The sequence below is a fragment of the Brevundimonas naejangsanensis DSM 23858 genome, from assembly GCF_000421705.1.
Classification (GTDB): Bacteria; Pseudomonadota; Alphaproteobacteria; order Caulobacterales; family Caulobacteraceae; genus Brevundimonas; species Brevundimonas naejangsanensis.
Map to the genome: position 1 here is coordinate 1,165,839 of NZ_ATXN01000002.1, position 23,209 is coordinate 1,189,047.

The following is a 23,209-nucleotide window of genomic DNA, read 5'->3' on the forward strand; positions in this document are numbered from 1 at the left end:
CCTCTTATTTCTTGATGATGTCGAGGGTGCGCGAATCCATGTTCCGCGCCGTCTCGATGACGTTCAGATTGGCCTCATAGGCGCGTTGCGCCTCGCGCATGTCCATCGCCTCGATCAGGGTGTCGACGTTGGGCCGCATGACATAGCCTTCCGCGTTCGCCGCCGGGTGCGACGGGTCGTAGTCCATGCGGAAGTCACGCTGATCCGGCCGAACCTCGGCCAGGGCGACGCCGGTCGCGCCGTCCACGTCGCGGCTCTGAAACACCGGCATCTGGCGCCGATACGGCTGGCCGCCCGCGACGTTGGCCGTAGACTCTGCGTTGGCGATGTTCTCGGCGATGATCCGCATCCGCGACTGCTGCGCTTTCAGCGCGGTCGAGGCGACCGCCATGGCCGTGTTGCGCGGCGTGACGGGGCGGTTGTTGATCGGGTCAGGCATGCTTCACTCCCCCTCAGGCCGCAGGCTTCTTGGCCGCCAGGCGGATCATCTGCATGGACTTCTGGTAGAAGCCGATGGCGGCGTCATAGGCCATGCGGCTCTCGGCCATCTTGAGCATCTGCTCTTCGACCACGACCGAATTGCCGTCCAGGGTGGTCTCGGAATCGGGCGACTCCATCCCCTCGAAGCGCGGCGCCCGCGCGGGCGGAGAGACGTGATGGGCATTGGTGGCTGTCATGCGCAGCCCGGCGTTCTTCTTCACGGCTGTGGCGAAATCGGCGGGCGTCTTCAGGTCGCGCGCGATATAGCCGGCGGTGTTGGAGTTGGCGACGTTCTCGGCGATCACCCGCTGACGGTCGTCCAGCCATGCCAGACGGCCCTTTATCTGATTGAGCAGCGGCAGGTCGGTGACGGACATGCGAATCCCCCGGACGAACGGATCGGCAGAATTTGCCGCCTGCATGGTTAATATCCCGTATCCCTAAACGCGCCGTTAACCACGTACGTTGAAACATAGCCCCGAAGCGCCGCGTCCGCGCGCCGCCGTCGTGTGCGACTTTATCGTGCGTCTGGGGCTGCATCCGCATGAACTTCCTTGATCTGTTCCGGGCGATCTTCGGCCTGGCCATCACCCTGGGCATCATCGGCCTGGCCGCCTGGGCGGCGCGCCGCTATGCGCCGGAAATCCTGGCTCGGTTTCAGGGCCAGCAGGGACAGGTGCGGCGGATGAAGGTCGTCGAGACCCTGGTGCTGGACCCGTCGCGCCGTCTGGTTCTGATCCGCGTCGATGACGAAGAACGGCTGATCCTGCTGGGCGAGGGTCGCGAACTGATCGAGCCGCGCCAACCGGGAGGCGTGAAGTGAGCGGCCGCAAGCATGGCGCCTCTCCCTCCCCTTCATGGGGAGGGTGGCTGAGCCCGAAAGGGCGAAGCCGGGTGGGGGCGACCTTAGCGGCGAGCGCCGCGCGTTCCATAAGGCCCTCCCCACCCGGTCGCTGCGCGACCACCCTCCCCATGAAGGGGAGGGAGAAACAGAGCCTGTTCGCCATGCCGACCCGCGCCGAACTGAAGCGCGCGGCTCTGTTGTCGCTGATCACCACCGCCCTGTGCCTGATCTGGCCGCTGGGCGCCCTGGCGCAGGAGGCGGCGCAGAGCGGATCGGCCATCAACATCGACCTGGGGACCGGCGCGGGCCTGACGCAGCGCGTGGTGCAGTTGGTCGGGCTGATGACGGTGCTGTCGCTGGCCCCGTCCATCGTCATCATGACCACCAGCTTCGTGCGGATCGTCGTGGTGCTGTCGCTGCTGCGCACGGCGTTGGGGATGCAGCAGTCGCCGCCGAACGCCGTCCTGGTGTCCCTGGCCCTGTTTCTGAGCGCCATCGTCATGGCGCCGACCTGGCAGGACGCCTATGATTCGGGGGTCCGTCCGCTGATGGATCAGCAGATGGAACTGCCTCAAGCCTTCGATGCGGCGTCCGAACCGGTAAAAACCTTCATGCTGTCCCAGGTGAAGCCCGACGACCTGGCCCTGTTCACCCGACTGTCGGGCGTCACGGCCACGGCGAACGCGCAGGACCTGCCCCTGCGGGTCGTCACCCCGGCCTTCATGATCAGCGAATTGAAGACCGCCTTCACCATCGGATTTCTTCTTTTTGTTCCGTTCCTTGTGATCGATCTGGTGGTCGCCAGCGTGCTGATGTCCATGGGCATGATGATGCTGCCGCCGGTGGTGGTCAGCCTGCCCTTCAAGCTGATCTTCTTCGTGCTGGTGGACGGGTGGAGACTGGTCGCCGGAAGCCTGGTCGAGAGCTTCCAGAGAGCCTCCGGAACCGGATAAATCCCCAGCCTGCAAGGTCTTGACGCCAATGCGGGCTTGCCAAGTTCATAAAAACCGTCGTTGATCCCCCGGTCCTCGCCCGGCGCTTTCTTCCGGGCGACCACCATTGGGAAAATACCCTCATGACCACTCAAGCTGAACTGATCGCCGCTGTCGCCAAAGACGCGGGCGTTTCGCAAGCTGACGCCGGCAAGGTGCTGACCGCCATTGTCGAGAACATCCACAAGGCTCTGAAGTCGGGCGACGACGTCCGCATCTCCAACCTGGGCGTGTTCGACACCGCCGAGCGCGCTGAGCGCGAAGGCCGCAACCCGGCCACGGGCGCGACGATCAAGATCCCGGCCTCGAAGGCCGTGCGCTTCCGCGTGTCCAAGCCGCTGAAGGACGCCGTCAACGGCTAAGCCTTTCAGGCGCGTCCGGTCCTCCTCGCGGGGAGCGGACGCAAAAGACCCCTCTCCCGTCGGGAGGGGGGTTTTTTATTGGCCCGCGCCCGTCTTCGCCCTGAACTCAGCCTTGGTCTGGGCGATCCAGCCGGCGTAGGCGTCGGCCCCGGCGCTGAGGGCGGCGAAGTCCTGCGGGCGGCCCGAGTCGCCGCCGTCCAGCCCCGCCAGCGCCACCCGGATCGCGCCCGGCGAGCGCGCGCCCTCGGCGAAACCGGCGTAGTTCTTCGACAGACGGGTCAGCGCCCCGGCGTCCCGCGCCAGCGAATATCCCGCCCCGGCGCGGATCAGGCGCGTCTCCTCAACCTCGCTGAGCGGCACGGCCGTCTCCTTCCAGCGGTCGCCCAGGCGCTGGTCGTAGAGGGCGGCGGCCGCCCCCCACTGCTGCTGCTTCCACAGGATGTCGGCGCGCACGTCGCGCGCGGCGGGCGAGGCGTCCTTGCCCAGCACCTCCAGCGCATGCTCATAACGGCCCAGCTCCATCAGGGCGCGAGCCTCCAGCGCCCGGCGCTCAAGGTTCATGGCGGCGGGCAACAGTGTCGTGCGCGACGACCACAGGGCCTTCAGCGCCTCTTCCGGCTGGCGGTTCATCAGATAGACAGCGGCCAGATTGGTCGAGACCTGAGCCTTCGCCACCCCGTCCAGCCGGTTCTCGGCCTGATATTTCAGCAGTTCCGCCGCCTGATCCAACAGGTCGACGTCGATCAGGCGTCGCGCCAGCCGCCGCACCATCTCGTCGCCGTCAGCGCCGACGGGCGTCAGTTCGCGGAAATCGAAGAACAGGGCCAGCGCCTGCACCGGCTGCAGGCCATCGGCCGCGCCTTCCAGGAACAGGGCGCGGAAGGCGTTGTCGAGATCGGCCTGAAGCCGGTCGCCGCCCGGCAGGGTGACGATCTTCGACCCCGCCGTCTTCAGCGTGGTCAGGGCCTCGCGATAACGGCCCTGCGACAGATAGAGTTCACCGAGAGTGCGGATCACCGCCAGCTCGGTCGCATCCCCGCGCCAGCGCCATTTCAGCGCCTCCAGCTGGACGGCGGCGGCGTCGGCCTTCAGCGCCCCCTTGGCCATCTCAAGCTTGATGACGCCCAGACGCGCGGGCGTGGCGATGCCGTCCAGCGGTGCGCGCGCCACCGCCTTATAGACCGCCAGAGCGCGCTCGGGCTTCTCATCCAGTTCGAACAGCCGCGCCTGCACCAGACGGGCGGTCAGTTGGTCGGGCGCCGAGACGTTCGGCTGGCTGAAGACATAGGCCAGCAGTTCGCGCGCGGCGTCGGCGTCGCCGGTCTCGACCGCCGCCATCGCATGGGCGGCGCCGAAGCGGGCGCGCCATTCGGGGGCGAAGCCATCGACCACGCCTGCGCCGGCCGCAAAGAGCCGCCGCGCATTGGCCCAATCGCCCTGCTGGGCGGCCACATAGCCCTGCCACACCTTGGTCGAGGGATCGCCCGCCAGCGCGCCGGAGGAGAAGTCAGCCTCCGCCTCGTTAAAGCGGCCGATCGAGGCGCGGGCGGCGCCGCGCAGGCCGCGCACCTCGGCCACGCCCTGCATGGCGGGCGTCTGCTTGATCAGGGCGTTCAGCACCCCAACCGCCTCGAACCCCAGACCATGCCCGACCAGGAAGCGGGCGTAGGCCAGCCGCGCCTCGATGGGCGCGCGCGGGTCTTCAGCGGCGCGGCCGCTCTCGCGTTCGGCGGCGTCCTGTAGGGCGCGATGGCGGGCGATGAAGCCCCCCCCCTCGCCCGCATCAGCGGACCAGTCGGCCGGGATCAGGGCCGGGCGCGACGCCGCGCGCGGCGCATCGGCGCCCTCTGCCGCCCGTTCGAGCCCTGCGGTAGGCGAGGACAGCGTCAGGCCGCGCGGCCGCGTCACCGTGACCAGATCGCCGTCGGCGGTGACGCTCAGGTCGTCGGTCGGCGTCTCGACCGCCAGGCCGTGGGCGGTCGGCAGGAAGCCTGCGTCCACCGTACGCCGCCCGACTTTCAGCCCCTTGCCCGGCGCCAGGGCGGTGACGGCGGCGAAGCGGTCACCGATCATCGGGTCGGTCAGCCAGACGGTGCGGGTCGCCCCGGCCATGCGCGCGGTCAGCGACGCCTTGACCGCGTCGTCGCGCTCGATGTCCACGCCGCTGGGAGCAGGGGCGGTTCCGCCGATGGTCACCACCCAGGTCGACCCCTCGGCGCGGGCGGCCACGGCCTGACCCGGCTCGACCGGAATGCGCACGGCGGTGAAGTCAGGCCCGGCGGCCCAGCGGGCGCCGTTCAGCCTCTCGCCCTTCATCTGCATGCGGGCGGCGTGATCGAACACGGCCCAGACCGCCTCGCCGCGCCGGAAGACAGCCGCGCCGACCGGACCGCTCCAGTCGAAGCGCATGATGGTCTGCTGGCCCTTGGCCTCGGCCGCCACCGGCACCGCTCCGCCGATCGGCACGGGCGAGCGGCGCAGACCGTCGCCGTCCTTGCTAGGCGCATAGAGGTTCAGCCAGACGGCGCCGTCGGCGGACCCGCTGGTCGCGCCCGCCCCCTCGGCCAGGGTCAACACCAGCTCGGTCGCGCCCTGCGCCGCGCGGGTCTCGATCTTCTCGAGCCCCTTGGGCGGATCGACGCGCAGGCGGCTGACGTCGGGGGCGGCGGTCGTGCCGATGCGGACCACGACGGTGCGGCCGTCCTGGCGAACCCGCGCACGCGCTCCGACGACCCCGGCGAACTCGATCCTCGTGAAGCCCGCATTGGCCCCGATGCGGATCTCGACTGGAGCGCCCGCCTGAGACTGCCCTTGAGCCAACGACGGCGCCGGAGCCAGAGGCGCGAAGACGACGACGCCCGCCGCGGCGGCCGCCACGGTCGTCTGCAGAACGCGCTTCTTGGCGGGGGCCCCGGACATATCGCGCGCATGCTCGCGCGAAGGGCTTTAATCGTCGTTAACGGGGCCGGACCCGAGGGTCTGTCGGCCCATAGGACAAAACACCCGCTTGCTTCCCCGTGGCGAACGGCCGACATCATGGACATCGTTCGCCGTAGGAACAGTTTTAGTGTCCGACCCCGCCTATCCTCCGATCAGCCCGGTGAAGACCGGCATCCGCGCCCGCTGCCCCCGCTGCGGCCAGGGCCCCGTGTTCAAGGGCTATCTGAGCCTGCGCGAGTCCTGCCCCGAATGCGGGCTGGACTACAGCTTCGCGGATCCGGCGGACGGCCCGGCCTTCTTCGTCATGTGCGCCGTCGGCGTCGTCGGCATGATCGCCTTCATGATCTTCGAGTTCACCGTTCATCCGCCGGTCTGGGTCCACTTTCTGGTGACCTTCCCGGTGCTGGCGGCCATGTGCCTGTCGGTGCTGCGTCCCTTCAAGGGCTGGATGGTGTCCGAGCAGTATTTCCACAAGGCCGAGGAAGCGACCTTCATCAGCGTCGGCAAACATGGCGAAGGCTACGGCTGGCGCGGCCAGGCCGAGCGCGCGGCCAAGGCTGTAGACCGCGACAAGAACTGATCTGTCGCGACCGTGAATTTAAAAAAGGACGCCAGCATCGCCGGCGTCCTTTTTTCATGGCCTCAGCGCATGACTCGCAAGGTCACGCCCACCGTCCGCGGCGCGCCCAGGAAGGCGCCCAGGGTGCCCGTCTGGAACGGGGCGCCGAAGGCCACCTGGCGATAGTCCTGATCGAACAGATTGCGGCCCCACAGCTCGACGCTCCACGCATCGTCCCGGGCCAGGGCGACGCGGCCGTCGACCAGCCAGAAGCCCGGCTGGCTCTTGGCCGGGTCCAGGTCCGAGCCAGTGTTGTATTCCGACGAATATTTGGCCGCCAGCGTCACCCGGCCCGTCAGCCCCGCCGCCACCGGCCGCTCATAGGTTCCGGCCAGCGACCCGCTCCACAACGGCGCGAAGTTCATCCGCTTGCCCGCCAGCAGCGGCAGGCCCGGCACGGCGTCGTCGCCGTATTCTGTCTGGGCGTAGGTCAGGCCGCCCTGCAGCGACAGCCCCTCAAACGGCAGCAGCATGAAATCCGCTTCGACGCCCTTGGCCCGCACCTGCGGGATGGAGCGGACCAAGAAGGTCGTCCCCAGGAAGGTGTTCAACTGGAAGTCTTCATAGGTCTGGCGGAAGGCGGCGGCCGAGACCAGCAGGCGCCGGTCCAGCATCACGCTCTTGATCCCCGCCTCGAAGGCGTCGGCGCTCTCGGCCGGGAAGGCGCACGAGGCGTCGGGGACCAGATTGGTCTGCCCCCGGTCCAGGTTGAAGCCGCCGTTCTTGCGCCCTCGCGACCAGGAGGCGTAGAGGCGCGTCCCCTCCGCCGCCTTGAACTCGGCGCGGGCCATGCCGGTCCAGGCCTCGTCCTTGACGGTCTCCGACTGGCTCAGGCCGTTGAAGGCCGGGTTCGACCACGGCAGGCACAAGGTGGCGTTGCTCACGCCGTTGGCCAGCGCCGCCGCGCAAGCCCGCCCGCCGTCGGTGTTGTGATAGGCGGCCGTCATCTCCTTGGTCTCATGGGTGCGGCGCAGGCCCCCGGTCAGGGTCAGGCGGTCGGTCACGGCGTAGGAGACCTGGCCGAACAGGGCGGCGCTGCGGGCTGTCTGCCAGTAGCGGTCCAACTGGCCCTCGCCTTCGACGAAGTTTTGGCCGACAGGCAGGCCGGTCAGGGTCGAGACGTAGTTCGGGTCGCCCAGCGGGTTCAACGCCGAGCGCGACAGCAGGCGGCTGACGTAGCCTTCGTAATCGGCGCCGTAGAGCAGGCTGTCGCGGCGGGTCAGCCTCTCAGCGGCGAAGAAGGCGCCCGCCGACCAATCCAGCTTTCCGTTCTGGCCCGACAGGCGGAACTCCTGCGTCAGGGTGCGGAAGCGGTTCGACCAGCTGCCGTCGTCCGGGCGATAGGCCAGGTCGGCCGAGGTGAAGTCCCAGTCCTGGCTGATGACGCCGCGCCAGTCGCGCACCGCCGAGGTGCTGTCCAGCGTCGCCCAGTCCAGGTCGGCGCTCAGGTGCAGCGCCAGGCCCTTGTCGCGGATGCGGGTGTTGGTGTCGCGGTTGGAATAGGCGACGCGGTCCCAAGGCTTGGGCGTCGCCGCCACGCCGCCGTCGGGCGCGAAGGTCGCCAGAAGAGGCGCCGTCGCGCCGGTCACCAGTTGCACGCCGACGCAGCAACGCTCGTCCCGCTCGGTCCAGTCGGCGGTCAGGCGGGCGGTCAGGTCCGGCGTGGCGCGCCACAGCAGCTGACCGCGCACGGTGTCGTAGTGTTCGGTCTGATCGTCGGTCGAGGTGCGCGGGCCGTCGCCTGTCTTGACGTCATAGACGCCGTCGCGACGACGCGCGGCGACATACAGCCGCCCGGCCAGAACCTCGTCCACGATCGGGCCGGTCAGGGAGACGGAACCGCCGTGCGTTCCATAGTCGCCGAAGGTCGCTTCGCCCGCCATGCGCGCGTCGAACGAAGGGGCGGCGGTGACGACGTTGATGACGCCCGCCGAGGTATTCTTGCCGAACAGGGTCGCCTGCGGGCCTTTCAGCACCTCGACGCGTTCCACCTCGCCCAGATCGCCTAGGGCGGCGCCGTTTCGCGGGCGGTAAACGCCGTCGATCATGACGCCGACCGAGCTTTCCACGCCCGGATTGTCGCCCACCGTGCCGACGCCGCGGATGCGAGCGGTGGTGAAGGTCTGGTTCGAGGTCGAGGCCACGATCAGCCCCGGCGCCAGGATCTGCAGATCCTTGATGTCGCGCACGCCGACGCCGTCCAGCAAGGGCTGGGCCGCTACCGTCAGCGACAGGGGCGTGGCCGCCAGCGGTGTCTCGCGCCTTTCGGCCGTCACCACGATCTCGGACACTTGGGTCGGGCCTGTGTCGATGGGCGCCTCGGCCAGAACAGGCGCGGCGAAAGCGAGCACGGAGACGGAGGCCGACGCGAGAGACGCGGCGCGGACAGCGAAAATCATGGGAGGAAAAACCGCTTTGCGGAGCGACGGCGCAAGGCTTGGTCGCGGACTGTCAACGGCTGTAACAGTCCGGTCGGCGGGACGAAACCCTGGCCGACGATCATCAAATGATGACTTTTAGGCCCGCCCCGCCAGCGGTCCCGAGGCGCGCGGAGCGAAGCTGTGCTCCACCCGGCTGCGATGGGCGTCGACGTCGTTGCGGACTCCGCCGCCGATGCGGCACAGTTGCTCCAGCCCGCGCCCGCCGCCGCTTTCATGCGATGTGATCAGGTCCAGAAGACGCTCCGCCTCGGCCAGAGTCTCGGGCCGTTGCTCCAGCAGCCAGGCCTCAAGCGCGCCCAGTTCAGCCATCAGCCCCGCCGCACGAACGGACGCTTCCAGCCGCTTGTCATTCCATTGACGGAGCAGCGCGCGGGCCGCCTCCATCGTCCAGTGTTGAGCCATATCGCCCCCCAAAGGCGAAGCGTCGGGCGGCTTCAATCTCCCAGACGCCGAATAAAAATGTCAGTGACGTCAGGAGCCAGAGGACCCAGATCAGCGTCATCGCGGCCCAGGCCAGACTGGTCGAGGTCAGGAATGGCGCGACGTAGACCAGGGTCGACACCAGATGCAGCGCTGCGGTCATCACGATCCACCAACGCCCCGCCCGTTCGGCGATCAGCCACAGGGCGATAAAGGCCGCTGCATCGATCAGGATCACGCCGAACTCAAAGCTATCTTGGCCAGTATTATCAATGGCATATGATAGTGTTAGAGCCATCAGCACGACGCCTGCAGCCGCGCGGTCCCAGGTCCTTCCTCGCCAGAGAAGCAGGGAAAGGCCTATCAGACTGAACGCCAGCAATGCGAACTGCAGTGCGAGTTGCAAGGGGCTCATCGACGTCTCCGCTCGGCCCGACTGTCGTCAGGCGCTTAATTCCCTTTGATCATGCGCATCTCCGCCATCCCGAAGCGTCAGCGCAGGCCCTGGATCATCTCCAGGACGGGAGGGATCAAACTGACCGCAGCGGCTGCGAGCAGAATCCACGCCAGCGCGCCGCCCAGGATCAACAGCAGGACAGAGCCGCCGATTCTGCGTGGCCGACGCCAGCGCCCCAGGCGCAGGTAACCTCCGTAGAAGGGAACCGGCCAGGGAGCCTTCCCGTCCTCGACACGGTCAGAACCTGCAAGGACGCCCTGTTCTGACGGCAGAAGCGGCGCGGGCGACAGGGGCGACGATTGCCCTGAGTAGGAATTACTCAGCAGGCGAGCCGCCTGCTGGCGGTCGGAAACGCCCAGCTTCTCATAGGCGCGATGCAGGTGGTTCTGAACAGTGCGCGGCGACAGGTTCAGTTGCTGGGCGATTTCCTTGTCGCCCAGACGCTCCGCCACGAGCAGAAGAATTTCCCGTTCGCGCGGCGTCAATTTATCGATCGCCGAAACTATGGTCACAAAACCTGAATATCCATTTGAGCTATCGTGCGTCCAGTCTTCAGAGACGCGTCCGACTGATAGGTCGTTAGGTGTCGCCGCGATACGACACAACCTTTGCGTCGCAGCAATTCGATTGCATGTCGCGAAGGGATCGCCGCACTAGGGGCCGGATCTGGATATGGAGACAGAGGAAAACGCATGCTGGCGACGTTGTTAGGCGGCCTTGGCCTGATCGTGGGCAGCTTTCTGGGCCTGGTCAGCCTGCGCCTGCCGCAGGGTCAGGATGTCGTCGTGCAGCGCTCCCGCTGCGGGTCATGCGGCCGTCCGCTGAAGCCCTGGCGGCTGATCCCTGTCGTCAGTTGGGCGATGACGCGGGGGAAGTGCAGCGACTGCGGCGCGGCCATTCCTGTGCGCTATCCCCTGATCGAACTGGCCGCCGCCGCCATCGGCGTCTGGGCGGCGCTGCGCCTCGACGATCCCGCCTGGGCTCTGGCGGGGGCGGTGCTGGGCTGGCAGCTGCTGCTGATCGCCATCATCGACGCCGAGCATTTCTGGCTGCCGGACGCCCTGACCCTGCCGCTGTTTCTCAGCGGCCTGTTCGCGGCGGTGGCGCTGGACCCCGCCAATGTGCAGAGCGGCCTGCAATGGTCGCTGGTCGGCCCGCTGAAGACGCCCTTGATCGGAGCGGCGGCGGGCTTCGGCGGCCTATGGCTGTTGGCCTTTATCTATAGGCGCCTGCGCGGTCGCGACGGTCTGGGCGGGGGCGATCCCTTCCTGCTGGGCGCGATCGGCGCCTGGGTCGGCTGGATGGGTCTGCCCAGCGTGCTCCTGTGGGCGTCCCTGAGCGGCCTGAGCGTCGTCGCGGCCAAGATCGTCCTTCGCCGTCCCATCGCCGGGACCGACCGCCTGCCTTTCGGCGTCTTTCTGGCGATTGGCGCCTGGCTGACCTGGCTTTACGGCCCCCTCGGCCTCGGGTTGCCAGGCTAGAGGGACAGCAGGTCGGACCAGCGCCAGCGCCCGCCGCTGCCCAGCGCCACGCGCGGCGCGCCCGGCTGGTCGCTGAGCGTCAGCAGCACATAGCCGTTCACCGTTTCCGCCTTACAGGCGCGCGGCGAGAATCCGACCGTGACGGCGATGGCTTGACGCACCCCGGCCAGCCCCTTGCCTTCCTCGCCGGGGCTCTGCAGCCAGTCGCCGTTCCACATCAGGATAGCCTGCCCCGAGGCGCCGGATGTGCGATAGGCCTCTCCTATCGCCGCGTTGATGCGCGCATCGTTGCGCAGGGCGTCCTGGATGCGCTTGACCATGTCGCACCCCTGCCCCGAACCGCCGCCTGTCCCTGAACCGGAGCCGCCGCCGGAGCCGCCTGCCCCGGAGCCCGTCCCACCGCCCCCGCCCGTCCCCTGCCCCGCGGTCAAGGCGCCGCTGAGCGCGCCGTCTCCCAGCAAAACAAAGGACACGCTGGGTTCAGGCGCCGAGACCGGCAGCGGCTCAACCTGCGGCGCCAGAGGCGTCGGACGACTGGGGCGAGGCGTCGGCGGCGTCGGCGCTGCGCGCGCCTTCTGGGGCGTCTTCGCCGGGACCGGAACGGGGGTCGCTACTGCTGGCGCGGCAGGCGCCGGTTCAGGCTGAGGCGCGGGTGCGGGCTCCGATCCTCCCGCGGGCGCATCGCCGGGCGCCGGCTCTGACGGCGGAGGCGGAGGCGGAGGCGGCTCGACCAGAGTCACCTCGACCAGCGGCGTCGGCGCAGGCTCGACGACAGGCTTGACCGGAGCCGTCACCATAAGCGCCAGGATCAGGCCATGCGCCGCGACGCTGGCCGCAACCGGCAGAGCCCTGGAACGTTTACGCCTCGAGGCCCGGCTCACCCCTGGTCGCCTGTTCCGCTACAGGTTCCGCGAACGCCCAATGGTGATACTTGCAACAATGGCTCCTCGCCCTTCAGCTCGCGCGAAGCTGATCACCTGAGAGCGTCAGGAAAAAGGCGTCAGCCAAGGCGGCTGAAACAACAAGAACGGCGGTTTGTTTAAATTTTTTTACAGTCAAGCTGAACCTTTTCACTTCTTCGCGCGTCATTGCTCCGCCGTTTTGCAACCGACACCGGTGCGGCGCGTAACCCCCCCGGAGTTGGGCCGGGCACGAAGGAGACTTGATTTGATCAAATTGGCACCCAGGACCGCCGTCGTCGGCGCTATCGCCATTCTTGGCGTCGCCGTCAGCGGCTGCGCCAGCCATCGGTTCGTCCGCGACAACGTCCAGGTCGTGAACGAGCGCGTCGACGGCGTCGACAGCCATCTGACGCAGGTCGAAGGCACGGCAGGCGAAGCCCTGGCCCGCGCCAACGCCGCGCACAAACTGGCCCAGGGCAAATTCCTGTACGAAGTCGTTCTGTCGGACGACTCGGTGAAGTTCCCGGTCAACCACACCGAACTGTCGCCGGAAGCCGAACAACGCCTGGCCGAACTGGTCCAGCGTCTGCGCGCCGAGAACGCCAACGTCTACCTGGAAATCCAGGGCCACACGGACTCGACCGGCACCAACCAGATCAATGAGCGTCTGGGCCAGGAACGCGCCGAAGCGGTGCGTCGCTTCCTCAGCGATCAGGGCATCGCCCTGAACCGCATGGCGACCATCTCCTATGGCGCCGCCAAGCCGGTCGCCCCCAACAACACCCGTGAAGGCCGCGCCCAGAACCGCCGCGTCGCCATCATGGTTCTGGCCTAACAGCCAAGAGCGAAATCGGTTGAGTTGGACGCATGTCCAACTCAACTCGGATATTCGCTCCAGATAGTTCTGGACCCTTGTTCTGGGTGCAGTCGATTCCGACTGAACCGAAAAGGGTCTAGGCATTCGTTCCGGCCTCCTGCCCCGGCCGGAACGAGAAACGGCGGCGTCCTGTCAGGGGCGCCGCCGTTGTCATTTTGACTTTCAGGTTCAGTCCGCGCGCTGTTCCTGCCCGGTCGGTGCGCCCGCCAGATCCGACAGGATGGGACAGTCCGGGCGGTCATCGCCGGCGCAGCAATGGGCCAGGTGGCGCAGGGTGTCGGCCATCTCGCGCATTTCGCGGATGCGGGCGTCCAGGTCCTCCAGATGCTTCTGCGCCATCGCCTTGACCTCGCGACTGGGGCGGGCGTCGTCGCGCCACAGGGACAGAAGGCGGCTGATCTCCTCAATCGAAAAGCCCAGCCCGCGCGCCCGCCGGATGAAGCGCAGGTCGTTCAGGTCGCGCTCTGAAAAGTCGCGGTAATTGCCCTCGGTGCGATCGGCGGGGCGGATCAGGCCCTGCGCCTCATAATAGCGGATCATCTTGGCCGAGACGCCGGTCGCCTGGGCCGCCTTGCCGATGTTCATCACGCGGCTCCCTTCGTGCTGCCGGTGTTGATATGGGGTTTGAAGGTCTTCAGACGCAGGGCGTTCAGCACCACGCTGACGCTGGACAGGGCCATGGCCCCCGCCGCCAACATGGGCGACAGCATCAGGCCGAAGACCGGGTACAGCACCCCCGCCGCCACCGGGATCAGCAGGACGTTGTAGCCGAAGGCCCAGGCCAGGTTTTGGCGGATGTTGTTCATCGTCGCCCTCGACAGGCCGATGGCGCTGACCGCGCCGCGCAGGTCGCCGCCGGTCAGGACCACGTCCGCGCTCTCGATCGCCACGTCCGAGCCGCCGCCGACCGCCAGACCCACGTCCGCCGCCGCCAGGGCCGGGGCGTCGTTCACCCCGTCGCCGACGAAGGCGACCTTGCGTCCGCTCGCTTTCAGCGCCTCGATCACGGCCACCTTGCCGTCTGGCATGACCTCGGCGTGGACTTCATCAATGCCCAGACGGCGCGCCACGGCTGCGGCGGTGCGGCGGTTGTCGCCGCTGATGACCGCAACCTTCAATCCCAGCTCGTGCAGGGCGGCGATAGCCTCGGCCGTCGTCGCCTTGACCGGGTCGGCCACGGCGATGATGGCGGCCAGTCGACCGTCCACGGCGGCGTAGAGCGGCGTCTTGCCCTCATCGCCCAGACGGGCCGCCGCCTCGGCGAACACGGCCACGTCGCAGCCCAGCTCGGCCATGTAGCGGTCGGCGCCGACGGCGACGCGCGCGCCATCGACCAGACCCGTCACCCCCTTGCCGGGGATGGAGGCGAAGTCCTGCGGCTCGACCACGCTGACGCCGCGCGCCTCGGCGGCGGCGACCAGGGCGCGAGCCACCGGGTGCTCGGAGCGGATCTCGAGCGCCGCCACCTGGGCCAGCACGGTCGCATCGTCAAAGCCCTCGGCCGTGACCAGATCGGTCAGCGTCGGCTTGCCTTCGGTCAGGGTGCCGGTCTTGTCGAAGGCGACGACCTCGACGCCCTGCAGGGCCTGAAGCGCCTCGCCCTTTCGGAACAGCACGCCCAACTCCGCCGCGCGGCCTACGCCCACCATGATGGAGGTCGGCGTCGCCAGACCCATGGCGCACGGGCAGGCGATGATCAGCACGGACACGGTCGCGACCAGCGCCATACCCATCGCCGGATCAGGCCCGAACAGGAACCACACGACGAAGGTCAGGGCGGCGATGGCCATGACGGCGGGCACGAACCAGCCCGTCACCTTGTCCACCAGCGCCTGAATAGGCAGCTTGGCTCCCTGCGCCGCCTCGACCATCCTGACGATCTGGGCCAGCACGGTCTGCGAGCCGACCTGACGCGCCTCGAAGCGGAAGGCGCCCGTGGTGTTCAGCGTGCCGCCTGTGACCTCGGCCCCGGCGGCCTTCTCGACCGGGATCGGCTCGCCCGTCAGCATGGTTTCATCGACGAAGGAGGCGCCGTCCGTGACCACGCCGTCGACCGGCACCCGCTCGCCGGGGCGCACCACGACCAGGTCGCCGACCTTGACCGTATCGACGGCTACGTCCTGCTCGACGCCGCCCCGCACCACACGCGCGGTCTTGGCCTGCAGCGACATCAGGCGGCGGATCGCCTGACCCGTGCGCCCCTTGGCCCGCGCCTCGATCCAGCGCCCGACCAGGATCAGGGTGACGATCACCGCCGCCGCCTCGAAATAGATGTTGGCCGTGCCTTCAGGCAGCCACTGCGGCGCGAAGGTCGCCACCGTCGAGAAGGCCCAGGCCGCCGTCGCGCCCAGCACGACGAGGGAGTTCATGTCCGGCGCCGCGCGCAGCAGGGCGGGCACGCCTTTACGGAAGAAAACGGCACCCGGCACGAACAGGACGAAGGTCGCCAGCACGAAGCTGATGACCTTCCAGTTGAAGGCGCCGATCGTCTCGCCGATCCAGTGATGCATCCCCGGCACGAAGTGCGAACCCATCTCCAGCACGAACAGCGGCAGGGTCGCCGCGCCTGCGATCAGCACCGCGCGGCCCAGCTTGCTGATCTCGGCGTCACGGGCGGCCTGTTCGCGGTCGCCGGCGTCGGGACCGGCGTCCTGCGGCGCCTCCAGCACATAGCCCGCCTGTTCGACGGCGGCGGCCAGATCCTGGAACGTCGTCGCCCCCGACAGGAAGCGCACCGTCGCCCGCTCGGTCGCCAGATTGACGCTGGCCGACAGCACGCCCGGCACGGCGGCCAGCGCCTTTTCGACGCGGCCGACACAGGAGGCGCAGGTCATCCCCCGCACGGGATAGACGACCTCCTCCCCCATCGGCTCATAGCCCGCGCTCTTAATGGCGGCGGCGACGGCGGCGGCGGAACCGTCAGGCGACAGCGACACCTGCGCCCGTTCGGCGGCCAGATTGACCTGCGCCTGCGCCACGCCCGGCACGGCGCGGATGGCCTTTTCAACCCGCCCCACGCAGCTGGCGCAGGTCATGCCCAGCACGGGCAGATCCAGTGTTCTGAAGCCTTCGGCGGCCATGACGTCGTCCTCGCAAACCTTTGACGACAACACTGCTAAACCTTCCCATCAAGGGAAGGTCAACACCCCCTCGACACACCACGGCCCAAAGCCCCGCCAACAGCAGGACGCACGGGTGAGGATTGAGGTTCACAGGCTGGCGCAGACCAAGGCCCTGCCGACGCCACGCGCCTGCGCCCCATGACCCACGGAATAAGGGATATCCGGACCACTTAAGAGCGGGTCACCGAAGGCCGATAGCCGCTGCGTCTAGCCGGCTCTGACTAACTGGCGCGACCACCTAAGGGCGGCTCAAATCCGCACGAGACCACCTAAGAGTGGCTTAGTCGCTCGCCCCTAACATCATCGCAGCAATATGTCAGTGCTCAGCTTACGCCCGCGAAGCGCCATGCGTGAGTGATGGATGCGCGTGACCGCGTCGGCGGGGGCAGCTGGGAGATTTACTGTCGAACTGTCGCAAATCTAGAAGGTCTGCCCTGCAAGCGTCGAGCAGCGGTAAAAACATCGGCAGCGGATGAGGGATCCGCGAAAGCTAAAGGGTAAGTCGATGTCGAAAAACGCGGAGGCGGCGGTCGGCGAGCGCGCTGCTTTGATACCTGCCGCCCAGTACCTCAGGGCTTCGTCAGAAGTGCAGAAATACTCCAGCTTCCACCAGCGAGCCTCCATCGCCGAGTTCAGCAAGCGAGAGGGCTATGACATCGTTCGAACCTATGTCGATGAGGGCAAGAGCGGGGTCTCGACAAAAGGGCGGAAGGGCCTCAGCGACATGCTAGCGGACATAGTGGCCGGGCGCGCGGAATACAGGACAATCCTCGTGCTCGATGTCAGCAGATGGGGCCGGTACCAGGACCCAGATGAAGCTGCCCACTATGAATTTCTCTGTCGCTCCTCAGGGATAAGCGTCCGCTATGTGGCGGAGGCCTTCGACGAGAACCCAACGGGGGCGATCCTCAAGCAGCTCAAGCGAGTCATGGCGGGCGAATATAGCCGCGAGCTTTCCGAAAGAATCCGCCGCGCGAAGCGGATCAATAGGGCGCTCGGGCTAGTCCAGGGAGGGTCTTGCCCCTACGGGGTTGCCCGGCAGGAACTCCTGCCGGATGGGTCTCTCGGCAAGGTGCTCCGCCGAGGGGAGAGGAAAAGCCATCCGGAATACAGATTAAGATATGTGCACGGGGACGAACGGGAAATCGGAGTCGTTCGAAAGATCTTCGACCTCTACCTGGTGCGGAAGAAACTTCCCGCTCAGATTGCCCGAATTCTCCAGCGAGATGGAGAGACTTGGACTTCGGGCGAGCCTATCACCTTCCAACATGTGCGACGTGTCCTAACGTGCGAACTGCTGACCGGCGTGCTCAGGTTTGGCAAGGAAGCTCGTACATTCGGCGGGCCTCGGACGATCCAACCCAGAAGCACTTGGGGCGAGGTTCGCGTGATGGAGCCAATCGTTCCTCCACGCACATATGCCGCCGCCCAGCGAAGACGTGCATGGTTGGCGGACAACCGGCGGCGATCCGAGGAGAGGATGCTATCGGATCTCCGTCGAGTTCGAGACCGGGTTGGCCGACTCTCGACGAGTGTCGTCGATGAGGCTCCTGAATGCTGCAACGCAAGCTATTACGACAAGCGGTTCGGCACACTGGGGCGAGCAATGGCGCTGGTTGGCGAAAAGCCTCGCCTCAATCGCCTAGGCAGCGTGCTTGGTCGGAAGATCGGTGAAGAACAGCTCCTAGCGGTTCTCCGAAGGATAGAGCACGAGCGCGGGAGCGTCTCCACTTCATTGCTCATCAAGACCCCCGATGCACCTTCGTACATGACCTACATAAAGCGGTTCGGCTCTGTCGCCGCCGCGTGTGAAGCAGCGGGAGCGCGCTACTCGCGGCTTCGGCCCGGGCCAGCCGCCCTAGTTCCTGTGCAGGGAGATGCCGCGATCAATAGGCGCAGCTGACCGCGTCTATTACGCGCCAGCAACGGACATTGACCGTGCGCCGGACAACGGACCATCGCTAGCCGATCCGACGAACAGTCGCTGCTTGGCGAGCCGGCAGAGGCAGCTTACGCCGTGTCGTCGGGCCAAGACGGTGCCGGAGGATAGGGATGGGCGCCCTGAGAGAAGATCGGGACGCCCTGCATCGCCGAGGTGATCCGGATGTGGGTGTATTCGTACAGCTGCAGGTCAGAATTTAGCCGTCGACTGGCCTCGTACAGCGATGCAGCCAGCTGGCCCAAGCCGATGATGTCTAAGGCGTCATTCCCGCCCTCATAGACGTAGCGAAACTCGACGAAGGCGTTGGCGAACGTCACCAGATCGTGCTCTAGCACGGAGCCCAGCCCATCCCGGCGCTGCTCATAGCGGACCTTCACGAGCGCCCTGACGTCGTCGGGCAGCTTGGCGAACAGGACGTTGAGCCTATGGCCGTGCGGTGCCTTTCCGTAGGCGATCAGCAGCAGGGTTTTCAGGTAGAGCTCACAGGCGAACGCCAATCCGACGACGCCAGCAGTGAAGGGAAACGCATAGCGACCGTCCGGCCCGACCCGCTGCTCGAAATTCCGCTGCGCGCTCTCGTGGAACGAGACGGCTTCGCGCCACATCTGATCACGCAGCGACACAGGCCCCAGAGCCTTCGCCCGCGCCTTCAGGGCGGAAATCACATGGGGCGGTACATTCATCGGCCGACCATTGCCGAAGCAGCAGCCGTCGGTACCTCCAACATCAGGGGAGAAGTGCGTTGAACGTCGCGAAAACCTTCTCTGCTCGTTCGAGAGTCTTCGCGACGGCTGGAGACTTGCTTTCGAGCACCTTCGGATTTCGGATCAGCCACGCGGCCGGCGTAAAGTGATCGAAAGTCGGGACCGTATCGGGCAACACGTTGAAGGCAGCTTCCGCTTTCTTCAGCAGGCGGGTCGTATTCAGATCAGCCTCGTCCAAGGTCTTGGTGGTGAGAAGATGGCTCTCTGGAACTTGGAAGGCAGCGTTGATGATGGACACAAATATCGACGGATCGAACAGGTCCTCGATGTCGGCCTCAGCTGCGTCGACGAAGTCTGCGATGGAATAGAAGTGGCCCGCCTTTAGGACGTCGCTCCGTTTGAGGTCTTCGATCTTCCGCTTGTCGCCCTTCGCCTCATCCGACAGCGCTGCCACATTGAGCTGATTAGCGCTGAACAGGCTGACAAACGGGCGGATCTTGTCGATGCCGCCCGCCGGACACAGGACCCATCGCGGATCGAGTCCGGTGCGTTGACGCCTGTTCAACGCGTCGGAGAGCGCCTGCAGGTAAAGAATGTCTCCCGGTCCCTCGACGAGTAAGGTGTTCTTCCCAACAAACAGAGACTGGCTGATTTCGTAGCCGAGCGCGCCCTGCAGCGGAAAAACCGTATCGGGGTCTCGGCCGAGGACATCTTCTCGCACCTTCGTGCCAATCGGCACGCGTCGCGGTCCCTTCAGCTCGACTTGGTCTTCAACAATCCTAACGGATGCTAGGTCGTCGGCCGGGACCATGAATGGCGAGTGTGTCGAGTAGATGATCTGGTGATGGGGTGCCAGCTTCTCCGCAAAGAAGCGAAGAAGGTCAGCCTGCGCCTTGCCGTGTAAGGTTAGCCCCGGTTCGTCCAAGAGCAGGACGACGGGCGACGTCTCGTCCTTCACTTGGGCGAACTTTACGAGGAAGGAGAAGAACCAAACGAATCCGGCGCTCCGTTCTGAAAAAGGGGTATCTACCCTATGCAAGCGGTTCTCGATACGCGCCCTGGCTATGGTCCCGCTGTTGAAGGGGGCCGGGTCGCCCGGCCTCGCTTGCTCGACACGCACAGCGACGTTCAAGTCTGGATTCTGGGTCCAATATTCGAGAATCTGATCCGTGATATTGTTGGAAGCTGCCTGAAGCTTGGCATTGAATGTCTCGTAGGTTTGGACACCTGCGATTTCGTCAATGCTGACGCCAGCATACTCTAGAAACTCAGCGAAAAGCTTTTGGCCGCGGTGAGCGTCGTTGTCGATTGTGTCGTTGGCGATCAGCTGGCGCGTCTGCTCGATCTGAATGGCACCGTCCATTCGGTCATAGGACGAGAAATACATAAATTTCGGCAGCCGCTTAGCTAGGATTGCCTTCACCCGACCCGTGGCTGATCCGTTCTTGGCAAGATCAGCCTTCAGAGCTTGCTGGCGCTCTGAAAGCGCGGTCATGCCGTTGAGCGTTTCGATAAGAGCTGTTGTCGTTCCAGCAGTCGACAATACGGCCACTTCGGACTCATCGAGATTATGTTTACTGTAGAGAAATTTTAGCACCACGCCGAAGTCCAAATCGAATTGGAATTCCGGAGCCTCACCGTACGAACGTGACACCTCGACCCGGTCGCCTCGGAAAGCTCCTGGACCAACTGCGAGTGCGATGGCCGCTAGGTCGGATCCCTCAAGTTTCCAGCTCGTTGAAACCGCGACAGCGGCCGCAGACAAATGCAGTTCGTCATACTTCAGCAATGAAGCTCTGGGATAATCGCGTTCTTTATCCAATACGGCGGGCGTGGCGGAATGAGGATTGAGCGCGGCAAGCGCCATGAGTACGGCGCTTTTTCCGGCTTCATTCTTTCCAACCAAACACGTCACCTGCGAGATGGCGAACTCTCCCGTATCCATTGCAGACCGGAAGTTCGTGACGTGCGCTCGCTCGAGAAGCATGGGTTGGTTTCCTCTCCGGCTCTAGATGGCCGCGTTGCAAGAACAACAGACCGCACAACCGCAAGAGTCAACGTTCACTGAACGAAGAATGTTACGGACGAACCCTTAGTCGATCGATTGGGCAGACGATTGTGTCGATGTGCTTCTGATGATCGAGGATCCGCCGCTTGGTGACTCTGGCTTGGGGTGGTGCCTGCAACAGTTGTTGGGCTTCACCGAGGCTGCAGCGATCTGACTGTCCGCCTGCTTGATGGACTTACGCCAGACCAGGCCGCGGAGGCGCAGACCATGGTTTCAATCCACCTCCTGGCGTCCGACTACGAAGGTTTGAGGCCTGTGCATTTCGAGCTGCCAACGCGCGGTCGCGGCGGGAGAGTAGATTCGCTCCAAAACCAACGCATGCCAAATGCGATCACACCCCGTCGGCGGATCTGATCCTCGCCGCATGTTGCAGGCGAAGTGTTTGAGCAACCCGTTGATCAGACCGTGCCCACCACCTCGGCTCTTCTGCACGATATGATCATAGGTCGGATAGTCAGAACGGTCTCTCGGCAAACCGCGCTTCAGGGTCATCGGCTGACCGCAACCTGCACAGCGCCCACCCTGCGCCCAGTGCAATATCTGGCGCTGGCGGACCTTTCGTTTGGCATCCTTGCTCATCGCCTAGCCATTCACCCCGGCCGCGGTCGCTTTTCGCCCATAGAAGCCTTGACCCAGCCCCCTCGTAAGCCTCTAGGCTGGAGCCCTGGCCAGCGCTCCACCAGTGTCCTTCGCTCGGAGGCCAGGGTGTTCACTATCCTCTCGAGATCAGAGCGAAGATAGAACCCCCGACCAAGGCCGGGCTCGATGGGATAGGCTTCGATGAGACGCCATAAGCCACGAGGTTCGACTTCCAGCCTTGCAGCCGCTTCCCGCGTGCTCATCCAGTGGCATCCGAAAGCCTCAACCCTGATGCGCTCGTAACTCGTGGGCGAGACCCACTGTCGCGGCGCCAACAGGTCGCGTTCCCGCAGCCAAGAAATTTCTACGGCGGAGCAGTTGAGATAGTCCATCACTTCGCCTGGCGTCATAGTCGGCGGCGCAGAGCTTCCCGAACTCTCATACAGGACGGTTAAAGGGGATCGGGAACCTGGCCCACCTGCGACGAACTCTCGGGCCGCGAGGCGGGCCATCGAAAGCGTACCGCGTTCGTGATGGGAAGAGGCCGCAAATACGAGACCGCCGGGCAGTTCCCGCGAGAGAGCTGCCTTGATTACCGCGGCCCAAGGCTTGTCTCTGCCCCCAACGGCCGTGAAAGCTTCGCTGAGCGAAATCCATTCTCGCGATGGCGGAACAAGTGGGAGAGCCGCTAGCCAATCAGCAATCTTCTCAACGTCCTCGGCGCCCACCCGATGGTCGCCTCGCAGGAACATCGAGAGCTCACTTGGCTGAGGCTGCAGGATGTTGAGCGCAACAAGTTGCGGGATTGCATAGAGAGGCAGACCCAAAAGCTGCGCGGCACGACGGGCGCTCATCCCAGCCGTCAACTCCGCCCGCATGCCCTCTACAACATGGGTGTCGAAAAGGTACTGCTTACGCTGCGTGCCTGAGCTCGACAGCGGGGTGAGAAAGCCTGCTTCGACAAGGCGTCCCACGTCGCCTGGCGGCACGCCAAGGACGGAAGCAGCACCTCGCGAGTTCAACTCGCCCGGCGGCGGCCGACGGTCCTGCTTCACCAACATCAGCGGGCAATCGGCGAGGATTTCGATCAGCGCCTGTCGGACCACGGGCACGGCGGTGTCCCGAGAAATCCGCGCCATGACGCCGTATAGCTTATCGCGCTCGCCAGGCGACCTTTGGAGAAGGTCCCACCTCGACTTCGGGTATTCGAGAACGAAGCTCACAGCTTCGCAAAGCGCCCGATGACCGACAGGTGCGTCGTCCATGTCCAGCCCAGCGTCAGATACAAGTTGCCAGGCTCGCACGATCGCGAGAACAAACTCATAGACGTCCGTCTCGCAATGCAACGGCAAAGCAGCGGGCACGCGGCGCATCGCAGCAAGCCGGATCTCCGCACTTTCGTCGAACAGGTCCGCGAGCCAGCGAAGATTCGGCCGGTGATGTTTGGCGACCTTGTCCGAAGCAGCCGAGACCAAAGGCTCACGACAGTGCCGGCACTCTCTTAAGCTATCGGCGCGTGGCCATGTCAGCGGCTTGCCGCAGAACCGGTTGGGACAGGAGCGGATCAGGATGTCCCAGCTCACCGGGCAGAAGTCGAAATGGCGGAGCATCCAGACGGCTTGGTCTCCGTCCGATTTGGCCAGTCCGGGCCTGACCCGTCGACGCGCTTGGTCAATGAGGTGGGGCCGCAGGAATACTCCGCCCAACCGACGACGCCCGAGTTCGTCCAAGGGCTCAGCGCCCCAGAGCTTGGCAATAGAGTGTGGGGGCGCTCCAAGCAGCATCTCGATCGCAGGAAGCGACCGTTGTAGTCGGCCAAGGAAATCACCGGATATCGAAAGATCGATTTCGGCCTGTCGCAGGAACTGCACAGGAGACTGCAGGTGGTTTCGCTCCACGCACCTGACGAGGTAACTCAGAAGCGTTTCGCCGGCGGTCGGCTCAACGGGGAAGAGCAAGCTCTTCCCCGCATACGACCG

The 23,209-nt window shown here is 65.6% G+C and carries 22 protein-coding genes; 7 read left to right on the plus strand and 15 right to left on the minus strand.

What is annotated here, in order from left to right; genetic code table 11:
• Positions 1 to 4: 4 nt before the first annotated feature.
• Both flgC and H556_RS0105900 read right to left on the minus strand, forming a co-directional pair.
• A complete protein-coding gene (gene flgC / locus H556_RS0105895) occupies positions 5 to 439 on the minus strand; it encodes a flagellar basal body rod protein FlgC (protein WP_024353560.1) in 435 nt (144 codons plus the stop codon).
• 13 nt (positions 440 to 452) lie between these two features.
• Positions 453 to 857, minus strand: a complete 405-nt coding sequence (locus H556_RS0105900) for a flagellar basal body protein (RefSeq protein ID WP_024353561.1) — start codon at positions 855 to 857, stop codon at positions 453 to 455.
• Between the two features lie 167 nt (positions 858 to 1,024).
• Between H556_RS0105900 and H556_RS0105905 the strand changes: the two genes are divergently transcribed.
• The 3 genes from H556_RS0105905 to H556_RS0105915 all read left to right on the plus strand — a co-directional run bounded on the left by H556_RS0105905 (position 1,025) and on the right by H556_RS0105915 (position 2,678).
• The gene (locus tag H556_RS0105905) at positions 1,025 to 1,303 is read left to right on the plus strand and encodes a FliO/MopB family protein (RefSeq protein ID WP_024353562.1); all 279 of its coding nucleotides are present in this window, start codon (positions 1,025 to 1,027) and stop codon (positions 1,301 to 1,303) included.
• A gap of 182 nt (positions 1,304 to 1,485) precedes the next feature.
• Positions 1,486 to 2,277: a flagellar type III secretion system pore protein FliP gene (gene fliP / locus H556_RS0105910; RefSeq protein WP_155802435.1), complete on the plus strand. Its 792-nt coding sequence runs from the start codon at positions 1,486 to 1,488 to the stop codon at positions 2,275 to 2,277.
• Between the two features lie 122 nt (positions 2,278 to 2,399).
• On the plus strand, positions 2,400 to 2,678 hold the full coding sequence (locus tag H556_RS0105915; RefSeq protein WP_003170475.1) for an HU family DNA-binding protein: 279 nt from the start codon (positions 2,400 to 2,402) through the stop codon (positions 2,676 to 2,678).
• A gap of 75 nt (positions 2,679 to 2,753) precedes the next feature.
• Here H556_RS0105915 and H556_RS0105920 read toward each other — a convergent pair whose 3' ends face one another.
• Positions 2,754 to 5,597 carry a tetratricopeptide repeat protein gene (locus tag H556_RS0105920; protein WP_024353564.1) on the minus strand — a complete coding sequence of 948 codons (2,844 nt, stop codon included), beginning with the start codon at positions 5,595 to 5,597 and terminating at the stop codon, positions 2,754 to 2,756.
• Positions 5,598 to 5,745: 148 nt separating this feature from the next.
• Here H556_RS0105920 and H556_RS0105925 point away from each other — a divergent pair, with 148 nt between their 5' ends.
• Positions 5,746 to 6,198 carry a DUF983 domain-containing protein gene (locus tag H556_RS0105925; RefSeq protein ID WP_024353565.1) on the plus strand — a complete coding sequence of 151 codons (453 nt, stop codon included), beginning with the start codon at positions 5,746 to 5,748 and terminating at the stop codon, positions 6,196 to 6,198.
• A 62-nt stretch (positions 6,199 to 6,260) separates the two neighbouring features.
• On the opposite strand, the gene H556_RS0105930 is transcribed toward H556_RS0105925, so the two are convergent.
• From H556_RS0105930 to H556_RS0105945, 4 genes are all read right to left on the minus strand, one after another.
• Positions 6,261 to 8,636 (minus strand): TonB-dependent receptor, encoded by a 2,376-nt coding sequence (locus H556_RS0105930; RefSeq protein ID WP_024353566.1) that lies wholly within the window; start codon positions 8,634 to 8,636, stop codon positions 6,261 to 6,263.
• Positions 8,637 to 8,753: 117 nt separating this feature from the next.
• Positions 8,754 to 8,987 (minus strand): hypothetical protein, encoded by a 234-nt coding sequence (locus H556_RS0105935; RefSeq protein WP_029673244.1) that lies wholly within the window; start codon positions 8,985 to 8,987, stop codon positions 8,754 to 8,756.
• Between the two features lie 37 nt (positions 8,988 to 9,024).
• Positions 9,025 to 9,513: a hypothetical protein gene (locus H556_RS0105940; protein ID WP_024353568.1), complete on the minus strand. Its 489-nt coding sequence runs from the start codon at positions 9,511 to 9,513 to the stop codon at positions 9,025 to 9,027.
• 77 nt (positions 9,514 to 9,590) lie between these two features.
• A complete protein-coding gene (locus H556_RS0105945) occupies positions 9,591 to 10,067 on the minus strand; it encodes a helix-turn-helix domain-containing protein (RefSeq protein WP_024353569.1) in 477 nt (158 codons plus the stop codon).
• Positions 10,068 to 10,247: 180 nt separating this feature from the next.
• Between H556_RS0105945 and H556_RS0105950 the strand changes: the two genes are divergently transcribed.
• Positions 10,248 to 11,036 (plus strand): prepilin peptidase, encoded by a 789-nt coding sequence (locus H556_RS0105950; RefSeq protein ID WP_024353570.1) that lies wholly within the window; start codon positions 10,248 to 10,250, stop codon positions 11,034 to 11,036.
• On the opposite strand, the gene H556_RS16025 is transcribed toward H556_RS0105950, so the two are convergent.
• Positions 11,033 to 11,917 (minus strand): hypothetical protein, encoded by an 885-nt coding sequence (locus tag H556_RS16025; protein ID WP_081650888.1) that lies wholly within the window; start codon positions 11,915 to 11,917, stop codon positions 11,033 to 11,035. The two genes, H556_RS0105950 and H556_RS16025, sit on opposite strands and share 4 nt — an antisense overlap.
• Positions 11,918 to 11,990: 73 nt before the next feature.
• On the minus strand, positions 11,991 to 12,125 hold the full coding sequence (locus H556_RS16725) for a hypothetical protein (protein WP_255413956.1): 135 nt from the start codon (positions 12,123 to 12,125) through the stop codon (positions 11,991 to 11,993).
• A gap of 87 nt (positions 12,126 to 12,212) precedes the next feature.
• Here H556_RS16725 and H556_RS0105960 point away from each other — a divergent pair, with 87 nt between their 5' ends.
• Positions 12,213 to 12,773 (plus strand): OmpA family protein, encoded by a 561-nt coding sequence (locus H556_RS0105960; protein WP_024353572.1) that lies wholly within the window; start codon positions 12,213 to 12,215, stop codon positions 12,771 to 12,773.
• A gap of 210 nt (positions 12,774 to 12,983) precedes the next feature.
• On the opposite strand, the gene cueR is transcribed toward H556_RS0105960, so the two are convergent.
• Together cueR and H556_RS0105970 are read right to left on the minus strand one after the other, a co-directional pair.
• Positions 12,984 to 13,400: a Cu(I)-responsive transcriptional regulator gene (gene cueR, locus H556_RS0105965; protein WP_024353573.1), complete on the minus strand. Its 417-nt coding sequence runs from the start codon at positions 13,398 to 13,400 to the stop codon at positions 12,984 to 12,986.
• Positions 13,400 to 15,895 (minus strand): heavy metal translocating P-type ATPase, encoded by a 2,496-nt coding sequence (locus H556_RS0105970; RefSeq protein ID WP_024353574.1) that lies wholly within the window; start codon positions 15,893 to 15,895, stop codon positions 13,400 to 13,402. Before H556_RS0105970 ends, cueR begins: the two co-directional genes overlap by 1 nt.
• A gap of 547 nt (positions 15,896 to 16,442) precedes the next feature.
• Here H556_RS0105970 and H556_RS0105975 point away from each other — a divergent pair.
• Positions 16,443 to 17,840, plus strand: a complete 1,398-nt coding sequence (locus H556_RS0105975; protein WP_162140898.1) for a recombinase family protein — start codon at positions 16,443 to 16,445, stop codon at positions 17,838 to 17,840.
• A 107-nt stretch (positions 17,841 to 17,947) separates the two neighbouring features.
• Here the strand turns inward: H556_RS0105975 and H556_RS0105980 are convergent, their stop codons facing one another.
• The 4 genes from H556_RS0105980 to H556_RS0105990 all read right to left on the minus strand — a co-directional run bounded on the left by H556_RS0105980 (position 17,948) and on the right by H556_RS0105990 (position 22,840).
• On the minus strand, positions 17,948 to 18,562 hold the full coding sequence (locus H556_RS0105980; RefSeq protein WP_024353576.1) for a hypothetical protein: 615 nt from the start codon (positions 18,560 to 18,562) through the stop codon (positions 17,948 to 17,950).
• A 43-nt stretch (positions 18,563 to 18,605) separates the two neighbouring features.
• Positions 18,606 to 20,570, minus strand: coding sequence for an AAA family ATPase (locus H556_RS0105985; protein WP_024353577.1), 1,965 nt, complete (start codon positions 20,568 to 20,570; stop codon positions 18,606 to 18,608).
• Between the two features lie 294 nt (positions 20,571 to 20,864).
• Positions 20,865 to 21,230 (minus strand): hypothetical protein, encoded by a 366-nt coding sequence (locus H556_RS16270; RefSeq protein ID WP_155802413.1) that lies wholly within the window; start codon positions 21,228 to 21,230, stop codon positions 20,865 to 20,867.
• 11 nt (positions 21,231 to 21,241) lie between these two features.
• Positions 21,242 to 22,840 carry a hypothetical protein gene (locus H556_RS0105990; RefSeq protein WP_162140899.1) on the minus strand — a complete coding sequence of 533 codons (1,599 nt, stop codon included), beginning with the start codon at positions 22,838 to 22,840 and terminating at the stop codon, positions 21,242 to 21,244.
• Positions 22,841 to 23,209 lie beyond the last annotated feature (369 nt).

Bases quoted from the DNA above. Each gene is read 5' to 3' on its own strand.
- flgC (WP_024353560.1), bottom strand. From the start codon at position 439: ATGCCTGACCCGATCAACAACCGCCCCGTCACGCCGCGCAACACGGCC.
- H556_RS0105985 (WP_024353577.1), bottom strand. From the start codon at position 20,570: ATGCTTCTCGAGCGAGCGCACGTCACGAACTTCCGGTCTGCAATGGAT.
- H556_RS0105940 (WP_024353568.1), bottom strand. From the start codon at position 9,513: ATGAGCCCCTTGCAACTCGCACTGCAGTTCGCATTGCTGGCGTTCAGT.
- H556_RS0105900 (WP_024353561.1), bottom strand. From the start codon at position 857: ATGTCCGTCACCGACCTGCCGCTGCTCAATCAGATAAAGGGCCGTCTG.
- H556_RS0105950 (WP_024353570.1), top strand. From the start codon at position 10,248: ATGCTGGCGACGTTGTTAGGCGGCCTTGGCCTGATCGTGGGCAGCTTT.
- H556_RS16725 (WP_255413956.1), bottom strand. From the start codon at position 12,125: ATGACGCGCGAAGAAGTGAAAAGGTTCAGCTTGACTGTAAAAAAATTT.
- fliP (WP_155802435.1), top strand. From the start codon at position 1,486: ATGCCGACCCGCGCCGAACTGAAGCGCGCGGCTCTGTTGTCGCTGATC.
- H556_RS0105920 (WP_024353564.1), bottom strand. From the start codon at position 5,597: ATGTCCGGGGCCCCCGCCAAGAAGCGCGTTCTGCAGACGACCGTGGCG.
- H556_RS0105915 (WP_003170475.1), top strand. From the start codon at position 2,400: ATGACCACTCAAGCTGAACTGATCGCCGCTGTCGCCAAAGACGCGGGC.
- H556_RS0105905 (WP_024353562.1), top strand. From the start codon at position 1,025: ATGAACTTCCTTGATCTGTTCCGGGCGATCTTCGGCCTGGCCATCACC.
- H556_RS0105990 (WP_162140899.1), bottom strand. From the start codon at position 22,840: ATGCTCCGCCATTTCGACTTCTGCCCGGTGAGCTGGGACATCCTGATC.
- H556_RS16270 (WP_155802413.1), bottom strand. From the start codon at position 21,230: ATGAGCAAGGATGCCAAACGAAAGGTCCGCCAGCGCCAGATATTGCAC.
- H556_RS0105980 (WP_024353576.1), bottom strand. From the start codon at position 18,562: ATGAATGTACCGCCCCATGTGATTTCCGCCCTGAAGGCGCGGGCGAAG.
- cueR (WP_024353573.1), bottom strand. From the start codon at position 13,400: ATGAACATCGGCAAGGCGGCCCAGGCGACCGGCGTCTCGGCCAAGATG.
- H556_RS0105930 (WP_024353566.1), bottom strand. From the start codon at position 8,636: ATGATTTTCGCTGTCCGCGCCGCGTCTCTCGCGTCGGCCTCCGTCTCC.
- H556_RS0105975 (WP_162140898.1), top strand. From the start codon at position 16,443: ATGTCGAAAAACGCGGAGGCGGCGGTCGGCGAGCGCGCTGCTTTGATA.
- H556_RS0105935 (WP_029673244.1), bottom strand. From the start codon at position 8,987: ATGGCTGAACTGGGCGCGCTTGAGGCCTGGCTGCTGGAGCAACGGCCC.
- H556_RS0105970 (WP_024353574.1), bottom strand. From the start codon at position 15,895: ATGGCCGCCGAAGGCTTCAGAACACTGGATCTGCCCGTGCTGGGCATG.